Annotated in this window: 15 protein-coding genes; 9 read left to right on the plus strand and 6 right to left on the minus strand. The window is 62.4% G+C overall.

The genetic code is table 11. The features are described from left to right. The first annotated feature begins 393 nt into the window (after nucleotides 1-393). The 7 genes from VHD36_05255 (at nucleotide 394) to VHD36_05285 (ending at nucleotide 8,545) form a co-directional block, all read left to right on the plus strand. Nucleotides 394-1,281, plus strand: coding sequence for an NAD(+)/NADH kinase (locus tag VHD36_05255; protein ID HVU86704.1), 888 nt, complete (start codon nucleotides 394-396; stop codon nucleotides 1,279-1,281). A gap of 63 nt (nucleotides 1,282-1,344) precedes the next feature. Then, complete coding sequence (locus VHD36_05260; GenBank protein ID HVU86705.1) at nucleotides 1,345-2,595, plus strand: hypothetical protein; 1,251 nt, start codon at nucleotides 1,345-1,347, stop codon at nucleotides 2,593-2,595. A gap of 246 nt (nucleotides 2,596-2,841) precedes the next feature. Further along, nucleotides 2,842-3,810 carry a methionyl-tRNA formyltransferase gene (fmt, locus tag VHD36_05265; GenBank protein HVU86706.1) on the plus strand — a complete coding sequence of 323 codons (969 nt, stop codon included), beginning with the start codon at nucleotides 2,842-2,844 and terminating at the stop codon, nucleotides 3,808-3,810. 174 nt (nucleotides 3,811-3,984) lie between these two features. Further along, nucleotides 3,985-5,235, plus strand: coding sequence for a serine hydroxymethyltransferase (gene glyA / locus VHD36_05270; protein ID HVU86707.1), 1,251 nt, complete (start codon nucleotides 3,985-3,987; stop codon nucleotides 5,233-5,235). Between the two features lie 60 nt (nucleotides 5,236-5,295). Further along, nucleotides 5,296-6,297 carry a DUF1080 domain-containing protein gene (locus tag VHD36_05275; protein HVU86708.1) on the plus strand — a complete coding sequence of 334 codons (1,002 nt, stop codon included), beginning with the start codon at nucleotides 5,296-5,298 and terminating at the stop codon, nucleotides 6,295-6,297. A gap of 83 nt (nucleotides 6,298-6,380) precedes the next feature. Further along, nucleotides 6,381-6,569, plus strand: coding sequence for a hypothetical protein (locus VHD36_05280; protein ID HVU86709.1), 189 nt, complete (start codon nucleotides 6,381-6,383; stop codon nucleotides 6,567-6,569). Nucleotides 6,570-7,105: 536 nt separating this feature from the next. Further along, nucleotides 7,106-8,545 (plus strand): ATP-binding protein, encoded by a 1,440-nt coding sequence (locus tag VHD36_05285; GenBank protein ID HVU86710.1) that lies wholly within the window; start codon nucleotides 7,106-7,108, stop codon nucleotides 8,543-8,545. Nucleotides 8,546-8,580: 35 nt separating this feature from the next. On the opposite strand, the gene VHD36_05290 is transcribed toward VHD36_05285, so the two are convergent. From VHD36_05290 to def, 5 genes are all read right to left on the minus strand, one after another. Then, on the minus strand, nucleotides 8,581-9,714 hold the full coding sequence (locus tag VHD36_05290) for an SDR family oxidoreductase (protein HVU86711.1): 1,134 nt from the start codon (nucleotides 9,712-9,714) through the stop codon (nucleotides 8,581-8,583). A 72-nt stretch (nucleotides 9,715-9,786) separates the two neighbouring features. Further along, a complete protein-coding gene (locus VHD36_05295; GenBank protein ID HVU86712.1) occupies nucleotides 9,787-10,815 on the minus strand; it encodes an alpha/beta hydrolase in 1,029 nt (342 codons plus the stop codon). A 145-nt stretch (nucleotides 10,816-10,960) separates the two neighbouring features. Then, complete coding sequence (locus VHD36_05300) at nucleotides 10,961-12,106, minus strand: hypothetical protein (GenBank protein ID HVU86713.1); 1,146 nt, start codon at nucleotides 12,104-12,106, stop codon at nucleotides 10,961-10,963. Between the two features lie 156 nt (nucleotides 12,107-12,262). Beyond that, entirely contained in the window at nucleotides 12,263-12,961 is a 699-nt protein-coding gene (locus VHD36_05305; GenBank protein HVU86714.1) for a hypothetical protein, read from the minus strand. Between the two features lie 115 nt (nucleotides 12,962-13,076). Beyond that, the gene (def, locus tag VHD36_05310) at nucleotides 13,077-13,658 is read right to left on the minus strand and encodes a peptide deformylase (protein HVU86715.1); all 582 of its coding nucleotides are present in this window, start codon (nucleotides 13,656-13,658) and stop codon (nucleotides 13,077-13,079) included. Nucleotides 13,659-14,029: 371 nt separating this feature from the next. On the opposite strand from def, the gene VHD36_05315 reads away from it, so the two are divergent. After that, nucleotides 14,030-14,422 carry a 4Fe-4S binding protein gene (locus tag VHD36_05315; protein ID HVU86716.1) on the plus strand — a complete coding sequence of 131 codons (393 nt, stop codon included), beginning with the start codon at nucleotides 14,030-14,032 and terminating at the stop codon, nucleotides 14,420-14,422. A 157-nt stretch (nucleotides 14,423-14,579) separates the two neighbouring features. Here the strand turns inward: VHD36_05315 and VHD36_05320 are convergent, their stop codons facing one another. Then, nucleotides 14,580-15,407 (minus strand): sugar phosphate isomerase/epimerase family protein, encoded by an 828-nt coding sequence (locus VHD36_05320; protein ID HVU86717.1) that lies wholly within the window; start codon nucleotides 15,405-15,407, stop codon nucleotides 14,580-14,582. Nucleotides 15,408-15,708: 301 nt separating this feature from the next. Here VHD36_05320 and VHD36_05325 point away from each other — a divergent pair. Then, nucleotides 15,709-16,236, plus strand: a 528-nt coding sequence (locus VHD36_05325) for a histidine kinase dimerization/phospho-acceptor domain-containing protein (GenBank protein HVU86718.1), incomplete at its 3' end; no start/stop codon positions are given.

Consider the following 16,236-nt stretch of genomic DNA (forward strand, 5'->3'; position numbering starts at 1 on the left):
CGAAATCCTCCAAATCTTGTCTGTCAATACCTTCGAGAAAACCCCACTTTTACAGCTACTTTCCACCTCACAACACCAAAACCGTACAGACCCCGACCCTAACCAACGACGCCTATTCGACTTCTAACCGGACAGTACTGACATGCCGATTGGCATCGGTTTCGACCACTGTTCAGCGTGAAGTTCAGGAACGGAGAAGAGCTACCTCCGCACAAAGATTGGGTAAAAAATGTCTTTCTCCCAAGAGCCGAACGGGCATTGCGATATGCCGAAAAAGTCCTGGACAGCCTCGAAACGAAAGCCGCGAAGCGCGACGAGGACGAGTGGCCCTAGGTCACCAACTGCCCGCTGCCTTGCTTGCCGTCAGGCTTTCCCCTGCGCTATGATCGGTACATGAGCCGCACCGAAGCCTTGAATTCCACCGAAGCAGCCGTCGATCGCCCGCGCGTCATCGTGTTGGGCTACGGCGATCGCGCGGCGATTCGCGAACAGGCCGAACGCATGCGCTCGGTGATCGCGGCCAGTGCCGACATCGTGCTGTGGGATTTGGCTTTCACCGAATCGCTCGCGGAGGTAGACGCCGATCTGGTGATTGTCTTCGGCGGTGATGGCTCGATCCTGCGCGCCGCGCATCAGATGGCCTATCGCCAGTTGCCGGTCGTGGCCGTCAATCTGGGCAAGCTCGGATTCCTGGCGGATCTCTCGGTCGAGAGGCTCTTGGAAGTCCTGCCGCGGATTTGCCGTGGCGAGTATCGAGTCGTCGAGCACTTGATGTTCGAGTGTACCATCGAGCGCGAGGGAGCCGTCATCTGCCAGCATCTCGGATTGAACGAGGTTGGGATCCTTGCCGGGGCGCCCTTCGCCATCCTCGACATCCATCTTTACGCCGATGACGAGCTGATCACCACCTACAGTTGCGACGGACTGTTGATCAGCACGCCCGTCGGCTCGACCGCGCACAGCCTGTCGGCCGGCGGGCCGATCCTGCGCAAGGACCTGCAAGCATTCCTCGTGCTAGCAATCAGCCCACATACGCTCACCAACCGACCCGTGATCGACTGCGCCGACCGGCGCTTCGAGCTGGTGGTGCCGCAACCTCATGAAGGGAGCGCGGTGGTCGTCGATGGCCGGGCCGTTCACAAGCTGCTGGCAGGCGACCGGGTGCGCGTGGAGCGCGCCGTTCCACGATTCAAGCTGGTCGAAGTTCCCGGTCACGGGTATTATCGCACCCTCCGCGAAAAGCTCGGCTGGGGCGGTCAGTTGCATCTCAACGATCACTGAGCCAGTCGTGCGTCCCTGATAGCTTCACGACCTTCGCTACTGACTCGAAAGGATGCGAGCAGGATGAGCCGCACTCTCCGCGTGTTTTCGTCGCTCTCGATCGGCTTGTTTCTATCAGCACTAGCGGCGGCAGCCGATGATACGGCCGCGCAAGAAAAGCTGGCCAGCGAAACTCCCAAGTATGTGCTGCGCTACTCGTTCCGACCCAACGAAACGATCCGCTGGCGGGTCGTACACCAGGCGCTGGTGCGCACGACCGTGTCCGGCACGACGCAAACGGCCGAGACGCGCAGCGAATCGGTCAAGCTGTGGCAGGTGAAAGAAGTCGACGAGACGGCCGGCCAGGCCACGTTCGTCCATTCGGTCGAGAGCGTCGACATGCGTCAAAGCGTCAGCGGCCGGCAGGACGTCCATTACAACAGCGAGACCGATACGCTTATCCCCGCGGAGTTCGAAGACGTTGCCAAGGCCGTCGACGTCCCACTGAGCACGATCGTGCTCGACAATCGTGGGCATGTCGTCAAGCGTCATGAAGAACGCGCGCAGCCCGGTGCCTCGACCGGCGAAATGACCATTCCGCTTCCCGAGAAATCCGTGGCGATAAATGACGTCTGGTCGTTTCCGCATGACACCAGCGTGCGGCAAAAGGACGGCAGCACCAAGCAAGTAAAGACCCGGCAAGATTTCACGCTCATGTCCGTCGATAACGGCATCGCCACGATCAAGGTCGAGACGATCGTGCTGACGCCAATCCGCGATCCGGCGCTCGAAGCGCAATTGATTCAGCACGTAATTGATGGAACCGTGCGTTTCGACATTGCCGCCGGCCGCGTCGTCGGCCAGCAGACCGACATCGACAAGCGCGTGATCGGCTTCCAGGGCGAAGCGAGTAGCCTGCACTACGTGACGCGGTTCACCGAAGAACTGCTGCCTGAAGGCAAACCGGCGGCCCGCGTCGCGGCAGCGGCACCAAAGCCCAAAGCCGACCAAGCCGACGAGAGCAAGCCCGCCGCCGAGGGCACGGAGAGCGCCGCCAAGGAGAGCGGTGCCGCTGAGGCACCGGCGGGCGAGGTGACGAAAAAGCCCGAACCGCCGGCAAACCCCGACAAGAAGAAACCGGCGGTTGCCACCGCGCCGGCGAAGAAGACCTCACCCAGCGGCCGCCCTGCCGCCCCGGCGCGCCCTGGGAACAAGTCGACCACGAAAGCCCCCGCCAAGAAGCCGGCGCCCAAAGCAGCCGCCAAGCAAAATGGCACTGCGAAGACGAAAACCGGCAGCCGCCAGCCGGCGACCAACGACCCGCAGCGCCGATAGACTAGACAACCCGGCGAACCCCCGCGGCGCGACGGCGAGGACTCTTTCCTTGTCTTCAGCCTCCCTCGCTGGCGCTTCGGGCTAGTGGACTGTCGAACTTAAGATAAGGGGTGCCATGCTCACGAAGCGAATGAGCATGTGGTTCGACCTCTTGCCAGTTCAGCATGGCCACGGCGAGCGCAGCCATGGCACCCGAACTCCGGCAGCAAATGTGTGACAGTCCACCCGTGTAAGAGAGCGACTTTCATGCGACTGGTAATGTTCGGAACTGGCCCGTTTGCTGCACCGACGTTTCGTGCGCTTTTCGAAACCGAGCATGCCGTTGTCGGCCTGGTGACGCAACCGGCGCGCGTGGTGCGCGGCAAGGTGGTCGCCGCGACGAGCCCGTTACGCGACGAAGCGGCGCGGCGGGGCACGCCGGTGTTCGATCCCGAGGATGTGAACTCGGCGGAATCGCGCGCGAGCCTGGCCGCCTGGAATGCGGACATGTTCGTGGTCGCCGACTATGGGCAGATCCTGTCGGCGGAGACACTGGGACTTGCACCACGCGGCGCGATCAATCTGCACGGATCCTTGTTGCCAAAGTATCGCGGTGCCGCGCCGATCAATTGGGCCATCTATCGCGGCGAAACCGAGACCGGCGTCAGTACGATTCACATGACGCCGAAAGTTGATGCCGGCCCGGTGCTCGCACAAGCCCGCACGCCCATCGATCCGGACGAAAACGCCGTCGAGCTGGAAACGCGTCTGGCGGACCTGGGCGCGCCGTTGGTCGTCGAAACGATTCGATCACTCGAAGCTGGTAACGCGGCGGCGATTCCGCAAGACTTGGCGCTCGCTACCAAAGCGCGCCGCCTGCGCAAGACCGATGGCGCGATCGACTGGTCGCGCACGGCCTTGGAAATCAAGAACCAGGTGCGTGCTTTGCAACCCTGGCCGCGCGCCAGCACCGACTGGTTGCGCGCGGGCGCCGCGCCGATGAGGCTGATCTTCGGCCGTGTTGACGCTCGGACTCTTGCATCACCTGCCGCGCCGGGCAGGGTGGTCGAGGCTGATAAGCAGAAGCTGCTCATCGCCGCGGGGGAGGGGGCCGTATCGATTTTGCAAGTGCAGCCGGCCGGCCGGCAAATGATGGCCGTGGCCGATTTCTTGCGCGGCCACCCGGTGCGGCCGGGCGAAATGCTCGGGCAAACGCCGGGCGAGGCCGGCGGTTAAAAGGCCGTCGAACAACGCGCGTTTAGCGGTTCGCGCGGAGCACGATTTCTGCCCAGCGCCGAGGCCGATTGACGACCTCGCCGCTCGTTCCGAGAATACATCGCTTCCTGATCAGGTCGACTCTGTGCGGCTGGCGCGCGCTTCGATCATTGCCCCTGAGGAGCTGGCGACCCCATGAATTTCGTCGAAAAAGAAGATCCTGCAGTGTGGGCCGCGATTGCCGGCGAGATCGAGCGCCAGGAAGACGGCCTGGAAATGATCGCCAGCGAAAACTACACCAGTCCCGCGGTGATGCAGGCCGTGGGCAGCGTGCTCACGAACAAATACGCCGAGGGCTATCCCGGCCGGCGCTATTACGGCGGCTGCCAGTGCGTGGACGTTGTCGAGGACCTCGCCCGCGACCGCGCCAAAAAGCTGTTCGGCGCCGAGCATGCCAATGTCCAGCCGCACTCGGGGAGCCAGGCCAACTTGTGTGTGTACCTCACAGCACTCGAGCCGGGGGACGCCGTGCTGGGCCTGGATCTGGCACACGGCGGCCACTTGACGCACGGCATGAAGCTCAATATTTCGGGCCGGCTGTATCACTTTCTCAATTACGGCGTGCGCCGCGAAGACCACCGCATCGACTTCGACCAGGTGGCTCGGCTGGCGAAAGAGCACAAGCCGAAAATGATCGTGGCCGGGGCAAGTGCTTATCCGCGCGAGATTCCGCACGACAAATTCGCCCAGATTGCCCGGGATTGTGGTGCGAAGCTGTTCGTCGATATGGCGCACTACGCCGGGCTGGTGGCGGCCGGCCTGCACAACAGCCCGGTGCCGGTGGCCGATTTTGTCACAACGACCACGCACAAGACCTTGCGCGGACCGCGCGGTGGCCTTTCGATGTGCAAAGAAGAATACGCCAAGGACCTGGATCGCAACTTGTTCCCCGGCATCCAAGGGGGGCCGCTGATGCACGTGGTGGCGGGCAAGGCCATCTGCTTCGGCGAGGCGTTGCGACCGGACTTCAAGGACTATGCCAAGCGCATCATCGCCAATGCCAAGGTCCTGGCCGAGGCGCTATTGGCTGGAGGCGTGCGCCTGGTCAGCGGCGGCACCGACAACCACTTGATGTTGGTCGACGTCACGCCTTTGGGAATTGGCGGCAAGAAGGCGGAAGAAGTCCTCGACCTGTGCGGCATCACCGTCAACAAAAACATGATCCCCTTCGACGAGCGGAAGCCGATGGACCCGTCGGGCATTCGCGTCGGCACGCCGGCCCTGACCACGCGCGGCATGGGGACCGAAGAAATGAAACGTGTAGGGGCATGGATGATCGCGGCGCTGAAAGGTGCCGACGATCCCACGACCGTCAAGCGCATTCGCGGCGAAGTATCGACCTTGTGCAAATCGTTTCCCGTGCCGGCATCTGCGCTGACGGATTGATCAAGTGTCTCGAACCGTGTATCAGAAAATCCTTCCATCGCATTGTCCGAGGATTGCATCATGATCCGCCCCCGCCTGATTTCGGCTCTGGTTTTTCTCACGAGTATTGTCGGCCCGCTTGTTGCCTTGCGTGCCGCGGATAGCTCGCCCCTGGTCGCGACGAAGGCCGCGGATGCCGGTCCAGACTACCAGGTGCAAGGCGAGTACGTGGGCGAGATAACGGGCAAAAACAACCCGGATCACATCGGCGGACACGTCGTCGCCCTCGGGGACGGCAAGTTCGACGTCTTCGTGTACCCCGGCGGGTTGCCTGGCGCGGGTTGGAAGCAGCGGGGGCGCCTGTATCACGTCGGCGAAACTAAAAACGGTGTGACGGCGATCGCAGGCCAAGAGCGGACGGGGAAGATCGACAAGGGAGTCGCGACGATCTTCGACCTGGCCGGCAATAAAATCGGCGAACTAAAGCGCATCGAACGCACAAGCCCCACGCTCGGCGCGAAACCACCTGCAGGCGCGATCGTCCTGTTTGACGGCACATCGGCCGATAAATGGAACGGCGGTCGGCTCTCCGACGACGGTTTGTTGGAAGTCGGCTGCACGAGCAAGCAGAGCTTTAAGGATTTCCAGCTGCACATCGAATTTCAGACGCCGTTCATGCCGAAGGCGCGCGGCCAAGGGCGCGGCAACAGCGGCGTCTACCTGCAGAATCGTTACGAAGTGCAGGTGCTCGATTCGTTCGGACTGGAGGGACAGGACAACGAGTGCGGCGGGTTCTATTCCATCAAGAAGCCAGACGTCAACATGTGCTTTCCGCCGCTCGCCTGGCAGACGTATGACATAGACTTTACGGCGGCCCGCTTTGACGATGCCGGCAACAAAACGAAAAACGCCGTCGTCACGGTCCGGCACAACGGCGTGCCGATCCACGAAAACTTCGAGCTCCCCAAGCTCACACCCGGCGGTGCCCCACAAGAGGCACCGGGCGAAGGGCCGCTGCAACTGCAGAATCACGGTAACCCGGTGCGGTTCCGCAATATCTGGGTGGTAGAAAAGAAATCCTAAAGCGGCGATTCGACGATCCGGGCGCCGCGACACGTCGGCCAGGCCATGAATCCTCAGTGACCCCGTGCCGCAGGTTGCACGTAATGAATGCTGAAGAAATGACAGACTACCAGAGCGAAACACGGGACGAGCGGTTAGTGCGAATTCGCCGAGAAATCGCGGCCGGCACGTACGAAACTCCCGAGCGACTGAACATCGCCATCGAGCGATTAGCGGCCGACCTTGAGGATCGGGACGACTTTGCGGCGACGCGCCCACGCAAGCCGAAATAGCCGGTACGCAAAAGCCGCGGGACCTTTTTCCTTTGGCACGTCTTGTGCGGTGTCCATCGCGGCACCTGAGATTTTCGTTCGAGGGGCAATCGCCCTAAGCAGTCGCGCGGTAGAATGTTATTGCCGGGTTGCAGAACGAATCCGGCGGGGCGGCGGAAAAAAGTCGGAACTTCCGCCGTACCCGCCGGGCTATCCGGCCGATGTAATGTGCATTCCACTGCGACTTCGAACCATCCCTCTCGCCTGAAATTCCGTCGGAGGTGCCAACCCAAAAAGCGTGGACCGAGGTCCTTAGACCGGCCGTGCTCAGCACTGCCTGACCTTCGTTCGTCTCGCAGCGACTCCACCGTCGCAATCGGCGAGAGGTTGGATTTAAAAACCGCGACCGTGCTCGCAAGGGCCGGCCGCGGTTTTTTCATGCGCGATTGGTTGCGGCCGCGACCACCCCGTAGGATGGACGGTGTGAACCTTTCTGAGGGGGACGACCTCCTCTTCGGGAGATTTCATTTCAACTCGCGCGACGCGGAGCATCGGTCATGTACTACGTCATGCTTGCGGTGATGCTTGCAATTGGTTATTTCGGCGCGCTCGGTACCGCGGTCGTCTGGAACCGGTATCGGCGTCGCTCCGCGCCAGCCGTGTTGCCGCGGGTTGACGTCTTGATTCAACGCCACTTTCATCCGATCTCACTCAATGACCTTAGGATAGCCGAGCGCGAGTTTCCGTTTCATGTCCGCGCCGATCTGCAACAGGCGATGGCGCGGCACTTCGACGGTAACGGCCGAGCGCCCTATTTCACCGGCGTACGGCGGGAATATCATCACGGTCAAATGTCGTTCGCCGACCTGCTGCACTCGGAACACTATCCGGCCCAGGCGGTGCCCCCGGAATTCGAAGAGTTGGACATCGGCGACGAGCGACCGGTTTGCTGCCTGAAAAACGGACTGTGGTTAACCAACGAAGAAAGTGAACCACTGGCCATCCTCGTGACTTTCGCGGGTACTTACGGCGAGCCGCCGCGACTGAAGGTCCAAGTTGCGACGCGGAACGACCCGGCAGCAAGCCGGCGCGTCGAGCGGTTCTTTCAGGCGTTGGAAGAAGGTGTCCGTCAAGCGGCCTCGTATCGCGGCAAGATTCTGTCGTTGGAAGCGTCTCCGTCCTACAGCGGTATGAGCACGGGCATTACTGTTCACAAGCTTCGGTTCGTCACTCGCGATCAAATCATACTGCCGTTAGCGACGCTTGAGCTCTTGGAACGTAACGTCCTGCGCTTCATCGACCAGCGGGCGAAATTGGCCGCGCTGGGACTGTCGACCAAGAAGGGCCTGCTGTTTTACGGCCCTCCTGGGACCGGTAAAACGCATACGATCCATTACCTCTCTCGCGCACTTCCGGGCCATACGATGCTGTTGATCTCGGCCGAGCAGGTGGGGCTACTCGACATGTACATGACGCTGGCTCGCCTGCTGCAGCCGAGCGTCGTCGTGCTCGAAGACGTCGACCTGATTGCCCGCAACCGCGCCGATATGAATAGCGTGTGCGAAGAGGTGCTTCTCAACAAGCTGCTCAACGAGATGGACGGTTTGAAGGAGAACGTCGACGTGATCTTCATTCTGACGACCAATCGTCCAGAGGCGTTGGAATTTGCCCTCGCTTCGCGCCCGGGCCGCATTGATCAGGCCATCGAGTTCCCGGTGCCGGACGAAGCCGGACGAGAAAAGCTCGTGCGCCTCTATGCCGGCGGTATCGAACTGGCTCCAGGCGTGATGCAGTCCGTCGTGGCCCGAACGGAAGGCGTTAGCGCCGCGTTCATCAAAGAGTTGTTGCGACGCGCGACGCAGTTTCATCTGGAACGCGCCGCTTCGAACGAATTGGAGTGGTCGGATATCGAGGAAGCGCTCAACGAACTGCTGTTCCGTGGCGGCCCACTCAATCGAATGATGTTGGGGGCCCAACGCGAGATGCAGCAGTCGTAAGCGGCCGATGTCGCCAGCGCGGGCCGCTAAGGCCGTCATGACGCGGTCGTCGTCACCTTCTCGCGCAGGCTGGTGGCGTTGGCCCCGAAATTGGCAGGAATCTCCGGATGCTTGCGCACGAAATCGACCATCGCCGGAACACAGTCGCACGGCGCCGGGCAATGAATGCCCGAGCCGGCCAGCGCCGCGTCGAGATTGCGCGTGTCGTATTCGACATCGTGCTTCATGTAGGCGAACACCTCGGGCGGTAACTCGAGTGCCCGCGACAAGGCCGGAAACATTTTGAACGACAGCTTGCCGAGCCAGGGTGGCGCGCTGTACGGAGGCGGCTTCACGCCGAAGCAGGCGAACATCGCCGCGGCCAATTCCCCCATTCGCACCGGCGGATTGGGGAGCACGTGATACGCTTTGCCGGCCGCGCCGGGCTTCTTGGCAAGATATTCCGTGGCGTCGCAAATGAAATCGACCGGCACCATGTAGAAACGCGTCTCGCGGCCACCGTACCAGAAGTACCGGCTCCAGCGGACCCAGCCCTTTTGCTCAAGCGCCACCAGCGTGCGGATGATGAAGTAGGGGCCGTCGTATTTATTGATTTCGCCCGTGCGCGAATCGCCGGAAACGACGCCCGGCCGGATGATCACCGTCGGAATGCGGCTCCAGCGCGCACGCACCGCGACTTCGGCTTCCCACTTAGTAAGCTCGTAGTAGTTCTTCCAACTGCGGGCTTGTTCCAGTTCGTCCTCCAGCACACGGCCGGTGCGCGTGCCGGAAACGTAGGCCGTCGAGAAATAGATCAGCCGCGATAGGCGCGGCAGCGATTCGCAAAAATCGAGCACGTGCTCGGTGCCGGTGACGTTGACCAGCCGCGAGATGGCGTGCGGCGTGGCCAGATCATAGATCGCGGCCAGGTGATAGACGGTGTCGACCTCCTCGGCGAGCCGGCGGCGCGTGGCTTCGTCGAGGCCCAGTTGGGGACGCGTGATATCGCCCAGAACGATCTCGGTACGGTCGCGTCCCTCGGGAAGGGCGTCGCGCGCCGCCTCGGCCGCGCCGCGCATCGCCGGGATGACCAGCAGGCGGACGGTCGTCTCGGGCTCGGACAAGAAGCGATGCAACAACTGTCCGGCAATGAAGCCCGGGTAGCCGGTGATGAAGATGGCCCGTGGCATGTCAGGCCCCTTGCTGACAAGGCGTTGCTCGAGGTGGATTGGGACGCGGTGCCTCTTCGCGTTCTTCGCAGCTCAGTTGGCCGCCGCGGGCGCGGCCAAGTGCTTGTCGAACCAATCGGCGATCGTGACCATTTCGGCGGGCAGGTTGGGCCAGCCATGCGCTTGCCCCTCTTTAACGACCAACTCCGCCGGCACGCCGGCCTCTTTCAGCTTGTCGATGATCAGCTGCGCCTGCTGGATCGGCACGAGCTTGTCCGCATCGCCGTGGATGATCAGCGTGGGCGGATCGTCGGGCGTGACATGGTTCACCGGCGAAATCTGCTTGCCGATTTCCGTGATTTTGGATTCGTCGGTGATCGGCACGAAATGCTTGGTCTCGTTGTCGAACTCCACGAAATCGAACGGGGCGCGGAAATTTTTCAGCACGCCGCGGCCGATGGCGTTTTCGCCGGGCTGCCCGTAATTCAGAAAATCCGTCGGCGGAAAAAAGCAGCCCACCGCCCGCACGCGGCTGCTTTCGCGATCGACCGGATCCTTGGCGGACGAGTCGCCCGCGGTGCCGGCCGTGCCCTGCATGAGCGACAGATGCCCACCGGCCGAGGCGCCGCTGATACCAATGCGATCGGGATCGACGCCGTAATCGGCGGCGTGGTTGCGAATATAGCGCACCGCGCGGTGCATGTCCTGCAGGACTTCAGGAATGGAGAACCTGGGCTGGCTACCGTGTACGACCTCGAAGACGGTGTAGCCGCGCTTGAGCAATTCGGCGGCGAAGGCCGTGTTGACCGACTCGTGCGAAGAGAACCAGCCGCCGCTGACGCAGAAAATCACCGCCGCGCCGTTCTGTTTGGCCGGTCGAAACACGTCCATCGTGAGTGCCGTGCCGAATTTGCGGCCGTAGATCACATCCTCGGTTCGTTGGAAGTCGGGCTCCTCAGCGGCGGCCGCGGAGTAAACCGCCAACACGAAACCAGCGGCAAGCACGGTTGCGACGATTCTGTGGAATCGAGAACGAATACCGAGCGATGGACGGTTCAACGGCAGCGCCGCGGGCGCGCCATTTCCCAGGAAATCGCCAGAAGTTGCGCGGACAGGAAGCATAAGAGATCGCTCCTGAAATGGTTGTGCGAGAAGACGAGTGACGTGCGAGTTGGCCCGCCTGCGAGCGTACTGCCCGATCGCCGGGTAAGCAAGAATTGCGGCAACGGATTTTACAGAATCTTGGCGGCCGGTGCGTCCGCCGCGGCTAACCGATTTTGAATAGCGCCAGGATGATCTCCAGCGCGATGAGCACGATGATCACCACTTCCATGAACTCGGCGCGGAAGGTGTCGGCCCGATCCGACACGATGGAATACACGTCCTCCATCGTTCGCAGCGACCGCTCGATGCTGCGTTCCCACGTTTCCAGGTGGAAACGCCCGGCGAGCAGGCGGTAAACCCGGGCCAGGTATTGATCGCCGACCAGCTTCAGCACGTTGCCGGTCCGCTCGAAAACGTCGTTCGCTTCCATGCGCAGCTCGCCCAGCGCGCGTAGCGGCAGCGCATGAGTGCGCCAGAACGGCAAAAACGAACGCCTCACGGGGTGGATCAATCGGTAGGCCTCGCCCAGCCGGCGGTCGAGTTGCTCGTCCAGGAAACGAAACTCGAGCAATTGCAGATTCGCGAACTCGATGATCTGCAACGTCTCGCCGCAGTCCTGGTCGAGCAAGAACGCCGCCGACCACTCGGCCACGAACAAATCGCGCGGACCGTAGCTGATGCGGCTTTTCAGCGCCTCCTCGATTTCCTGCGGGCTCAAGGGCTCGTCTTCCAAACGCACCAGCCCCGCCAGCCACGCGCCGTGCTCGGCCAGTAATTCAGCGGGCGCCGGCAGCGGCCCCTCGGGCGCGACTTGGAACACGAAATACTCCTCGGTCAGGTCGCTCCAGACTGGCTGGTGAATCGACGGCAGCAGATTCGTATAAACCGGCGCGAATGCCTGGCGCGCGGCATGCACCAACTCGCTCGGCTCGGCCAATGCCCGGGCCAGTCGCACCAGGCCCGCGGGCGATTGCGAAAAGGGGGCTCGCAGCGCCACGCTCACTGCGCCAAAATCAAACAACGTAGCTTCCACCGATAGCGCGACTTCGCCCAGCTCGGCGAGCGCCAACCGCACCGGCGGCAAGCGGAATCTTAGGGGCGGCGGACGATAGGCGATCGATGACGGCGTGCGCGGGCGGCGCGGCAGGCTCTGCGATTCGGCGGGCACCAACTGCCGCGCTCGATCGAGGTTCACTTCGCCCCCGATATCGAAAGCCACGTGTACGTGCAGCGTGCCGGCGAGCAACTCACAGCGCGGCGCGGTGTCGCGGGAATCGCCGCGCGTGACACTCTGGGATTCGCTGCTCATGGCGCGCTAACATCGAAAGGCGGTGTCGGAACGCCTCAATCGTAAGAGAGGAGAGAGGCGCCTGCCAGAAGCAAGGCCACGTGTTTGGTTCGCCGGCGTCGGACGCGATCCAAAAAGATCGGCGGTGCAAAAACACCGCGGGAACGCCGAAGCAAATCAAGAATCCGTTTCGGGATAGATTTTGATTGGCTCTTGCGGCAGCTTCACGCCGGGCGGCAGCTTGGGACGCGGCGCCATGCGGTCCAGGGGAGGAAGACGCTTCAGTTCCGGCTCGAAGTCCGGTTCCGGTTCGGGGGCCGGCGCTGGCGTGCGCGCAGCAGGCTTGTTTGGACTGGCCGGCGCGGCATCATTCGTGCGCGGCTTGATCGGCACCAGGGCCGCGCCCCGCGCGACATCCTGATAACGCATCACATGCTTCGCGACGGACCCGCGGGTCGCGGGCGTTCCCTGCGGAAACAGCGGACTTCGCTCGAGCGCCCGCTCGGCGAGCTCCGCCTTCGTAGCCGCACGGAAAATCTGCAACCGGCCCGTATTCGGCACGAAAGATTTTGGCGGCGGCGCAAGCGTCTTTGCGGGTGCAGGCGGCGATGGCACGGGGCTGCGTTGGTGTTCCGGCTGGCGAACCTTCGTCGCCTGCACCGGCTGCGCGGCTCTTCCGGTCGACGGCGCACGCAACGGATTTACGGGAGCCGACGAGCGCGCGGCCGGTGACATGCGCGGCGCGGTAAGCACTCGCGGCTGCGCAGTATTGGCCGGCGAGGCGGCGAACAGATGGACGGCACTATCAGCCGAGGCTGCCAGGAGGATTGCCGCGCACGCGCTACGCAGCAGTCGCACATTCGTCACGCGTGGCATATCTTTCCCTGTGACCGCGGCAAAACGATGCGGTGCGCGGTATGCGGCGCGCACGGGGCCTGGGAAAAAATAACCCGCCGCGGGTGATTGTCAATTTCACCCGCTCGACAGCGATTCACGTGCGCAATTCTTCCAGCTCCGCCAGGCGCGCCGAAATACGTTCGTCGTCCGGAATCTCGCCGCGCTGCCGGCGATCGGCAAACTCGATCTCGAACTCTTCCAGCTCGTCCTTCAGCGCCAGCCGCGCCATGGGGCTCAATCGATCGATGAACAGCACGCCGTTCAAGTGGTCGGTCTCGTGTTGCACCGCGCGAGCGAAGAGCCCGTCGACCGTCTCTTCGATTTCCTGGCCCGTCAGATCGTAGGCGCTCACGGTGATCGTCTCGGGCCGGCGGATGTGCGCGTGCAGGCCTGGCAGGCTCAAGCATCCCTCCTCGGCCTCGGCCGTCCCCTTGGGATCGCTCAGCACCGGGTTGATGAAGACCTGCTCCTCGTCGGCTTCAGCCGCGTCGCCGGTCAGATTCAAGACGAACAGCCGGTACGGCAGGTCGACCTGGTTGGCGGCCAACCCGATGCCATTGGCCTGGTACATCAGGTCGAACATGTTGCGCACGATTTGCCGCAGCTCGTCGTCAACACGTCGGAGCGGCTTCGAGACACGCCTTAAGGTGGGGTGTGGAAACTGGATAATCCGCAAGCCGATGGCCCTCCTGGGGCGTAAACAAGCCGGGTGACTGCCGTCGATTGAAGTGGTTGCCAGAATTATAGTTCTGCCCGGCCAGGGCATGAAGTCCCAGCGATTCGTCGGCGGCTTCAGAAGTCCCGCTTATGCACCTGGCGAGCGGAATTTCGGCCACGTTTTCGGCCGCCGTAGTCGCCACGATCGGTGAAGCGACCCCGCGAGTGATGTCGCGGTTGGCGATCGTCCGATTTGTCCCTATGATTGGATGGCTGCCCCGCCGGCCCTTCAAAAATCCGGCGCGGGCCATCCTTCTGTGGCCGCCTGAGCGGGCCGATTTTTTCGCCTGTCCGGCCTCGGCTGAACCCCGTTTGTAGGAATCGATCGTCATGGCCAAACAAGGGCCTCGCAAAAAGCTTCCCAAGGAACTGGCCGTTATCAATGCCGATAACTGCACCGGCTGCGAGGCGTGCCTCGAAGTCTGTCCGGTCGACTGCATCATGAAAGTGCAGCAGTACGACAACATGTTCAACTTGCAGAGCTGGTGCGAGATCGACATCGAACGCTGTGTCGGCTGCGAAGTGTGCGTCCACATTCCGCGCAAGAAGACCGATCCCTACGACCTGACGGTTTGCCCGTGGGACGCGATCGAGATGGTTCCTACCGAACTCGTGGCGCAGACGGTTGCCGTGATCGGGGGTCCGCCGGCGTACATCCAGGAGAACTGGGATCGCCTGGTCGGCACGGCCCAGCACCTGGCCGAGCTCAAGGCCAGCGGCTGAACAAGGAACGCAGCTCGTCTCGTAGGGTGCACGGTTTGCAGAGTGCACTGAGTGCACCAGAACCTTGGTTCTTGCAAAACCGCGCCGCGCCGTGCGTTCTCTGGCGTCTTGGTGCCCACAGGGCACCCTACCAATCGCGTGAACGTATAGTTCCTCGTCAATTTCCCGCGATTTGCGCCAGGCACGATTGCATGTACTCGATACTTTCGCGCGCCAGTCGTTCGACGCCGGGCGAGTAATCGAAGACCTCGACCGACACCCAGCCGCGATAATCGATTTCGCCGAGCGCTTCGAAGATCGGCACGAAATCGATCTCGCCAAAGCCCGGTCCCAGGCGGTTGGCGTCGTTGGCGTGAAAATGCGTCAGCATCGCGGCGTGCTTGCGGATGATGTCGGGGATGGGCGTTGCTTCGCTTGACATTGCCTTGCAGTCCAGATGCAGCCGGCAATGCGACGAGCCGACCATTTCGGCCAATTGGGCGCCCAAATCAGCCGTTAGCAAGAAATCTCCTTCGGCGGGCCCCAAGGGCTCGACGAGCAATGTGACGTCGGTTTCTTCCAACGTCGGCACCACCGATTGAAATACCTCGGCCGCATACCCCATCGCCTGCTCGTGCGTCACGCCCGGCAGCAGGTTGCGCTGCTGCGGCGAACCGAACACGAGCAACTTGCCCCCCAGGTCGCGACACAAATGCGCCAGGTCGCGCAAGTATTGCGCCGTCTTGTCGCGCACCGCGCGGTCGGGGCTCGTCAGGTAGTAGCCCGTTGTCTTCGCGAGCAGCCAATGCAGCCCGATGACCTCCAGGTCCGCGGCCTCGGCCTGGCGGCGCACTTCCGTGCGGCGGGCCGAGCCGATTTCCTTGGCGTCGCTGGCCATCGTAAAGGGCGCGATCTCGATGCCCGTGTAACCGCACTCGCGCGCGAAGGCAAAGGCCTTGTCGAACGGCCAATCCAGAAATGTCTCGTTGCAAATGGCGAACTTCATGGCAGGCTGCCGCATTCCCTGTCGTATGATCACAAAACTCGCTGGCTGTGGAACTGACGACGAGCGTACCGGGCTGGCATCCCTCGGGCAACCCGCGACTTCCCGGTCCATGTGCAGCCGAGACGGCCGCACCGCAACCGCGTGTCGCGTCTGTATTTTGTGGTGCAGGCGTCCCGCCTGCACCCTTGCGCAGCATGAAAAACGGATCGGCCTGGTCCCGGCCGGACAGACCCCTTGCTCGACGCGTTTCTCCCGGGCTACGCTGAAACACGGCATTTCCCTTCGTTTTCCGAGAGATCGCATGCTCACCCGTCGCTCGTTAGGCTGGCCGATCACGCTGGGCGTGGTGATGATCGTGCTGTTGGTCGCGCTGACGGTCGGTTGGATCGTGGTTGTCGTCGTGGCCGCCAATCGCACCTCCTCGAGCGGCTACTGGTGGGCCATCCTGGCGGTCGGCACCACGTTCCTGGCGCTGGTTCTGGTGGGCGTGGTGCTGTACTTGCTCCTTTCGATCAAGGAAATCCGGCTGAACCAGCGACAATCGAATTTCATCGACAGCGTTACGCACGAGCTCAAGTCACCGCTGGCATCGCTGAAGCTGTACGTACAGACCCTCTCGCGGCGCAACGTCACCGACGCGCAGCAGGCCGATTTTCATCGCTTCATGCTCGACGACCTCCAGCGGCTTGATTCGCTGATCAATCACATGCTCGACACGGCTCGCCTGAACGTGGCGCCGCCGCGCGACGAAGCGGTCGACGTGGAAGTGGCCGACGTGCTGCGCAGTTGCGCCAAAACCGCCTGCATGCACTACCGACTGCCCGACGAA

This window comes from Pirellulales bacterium, assembly GCA_035546535.1.
Taxonomy (GTDB): domain Bacteria; phylum Planctomycetota; class Planctomycetia; order Pirellulales; family JACPPG01; genus JACPPG01.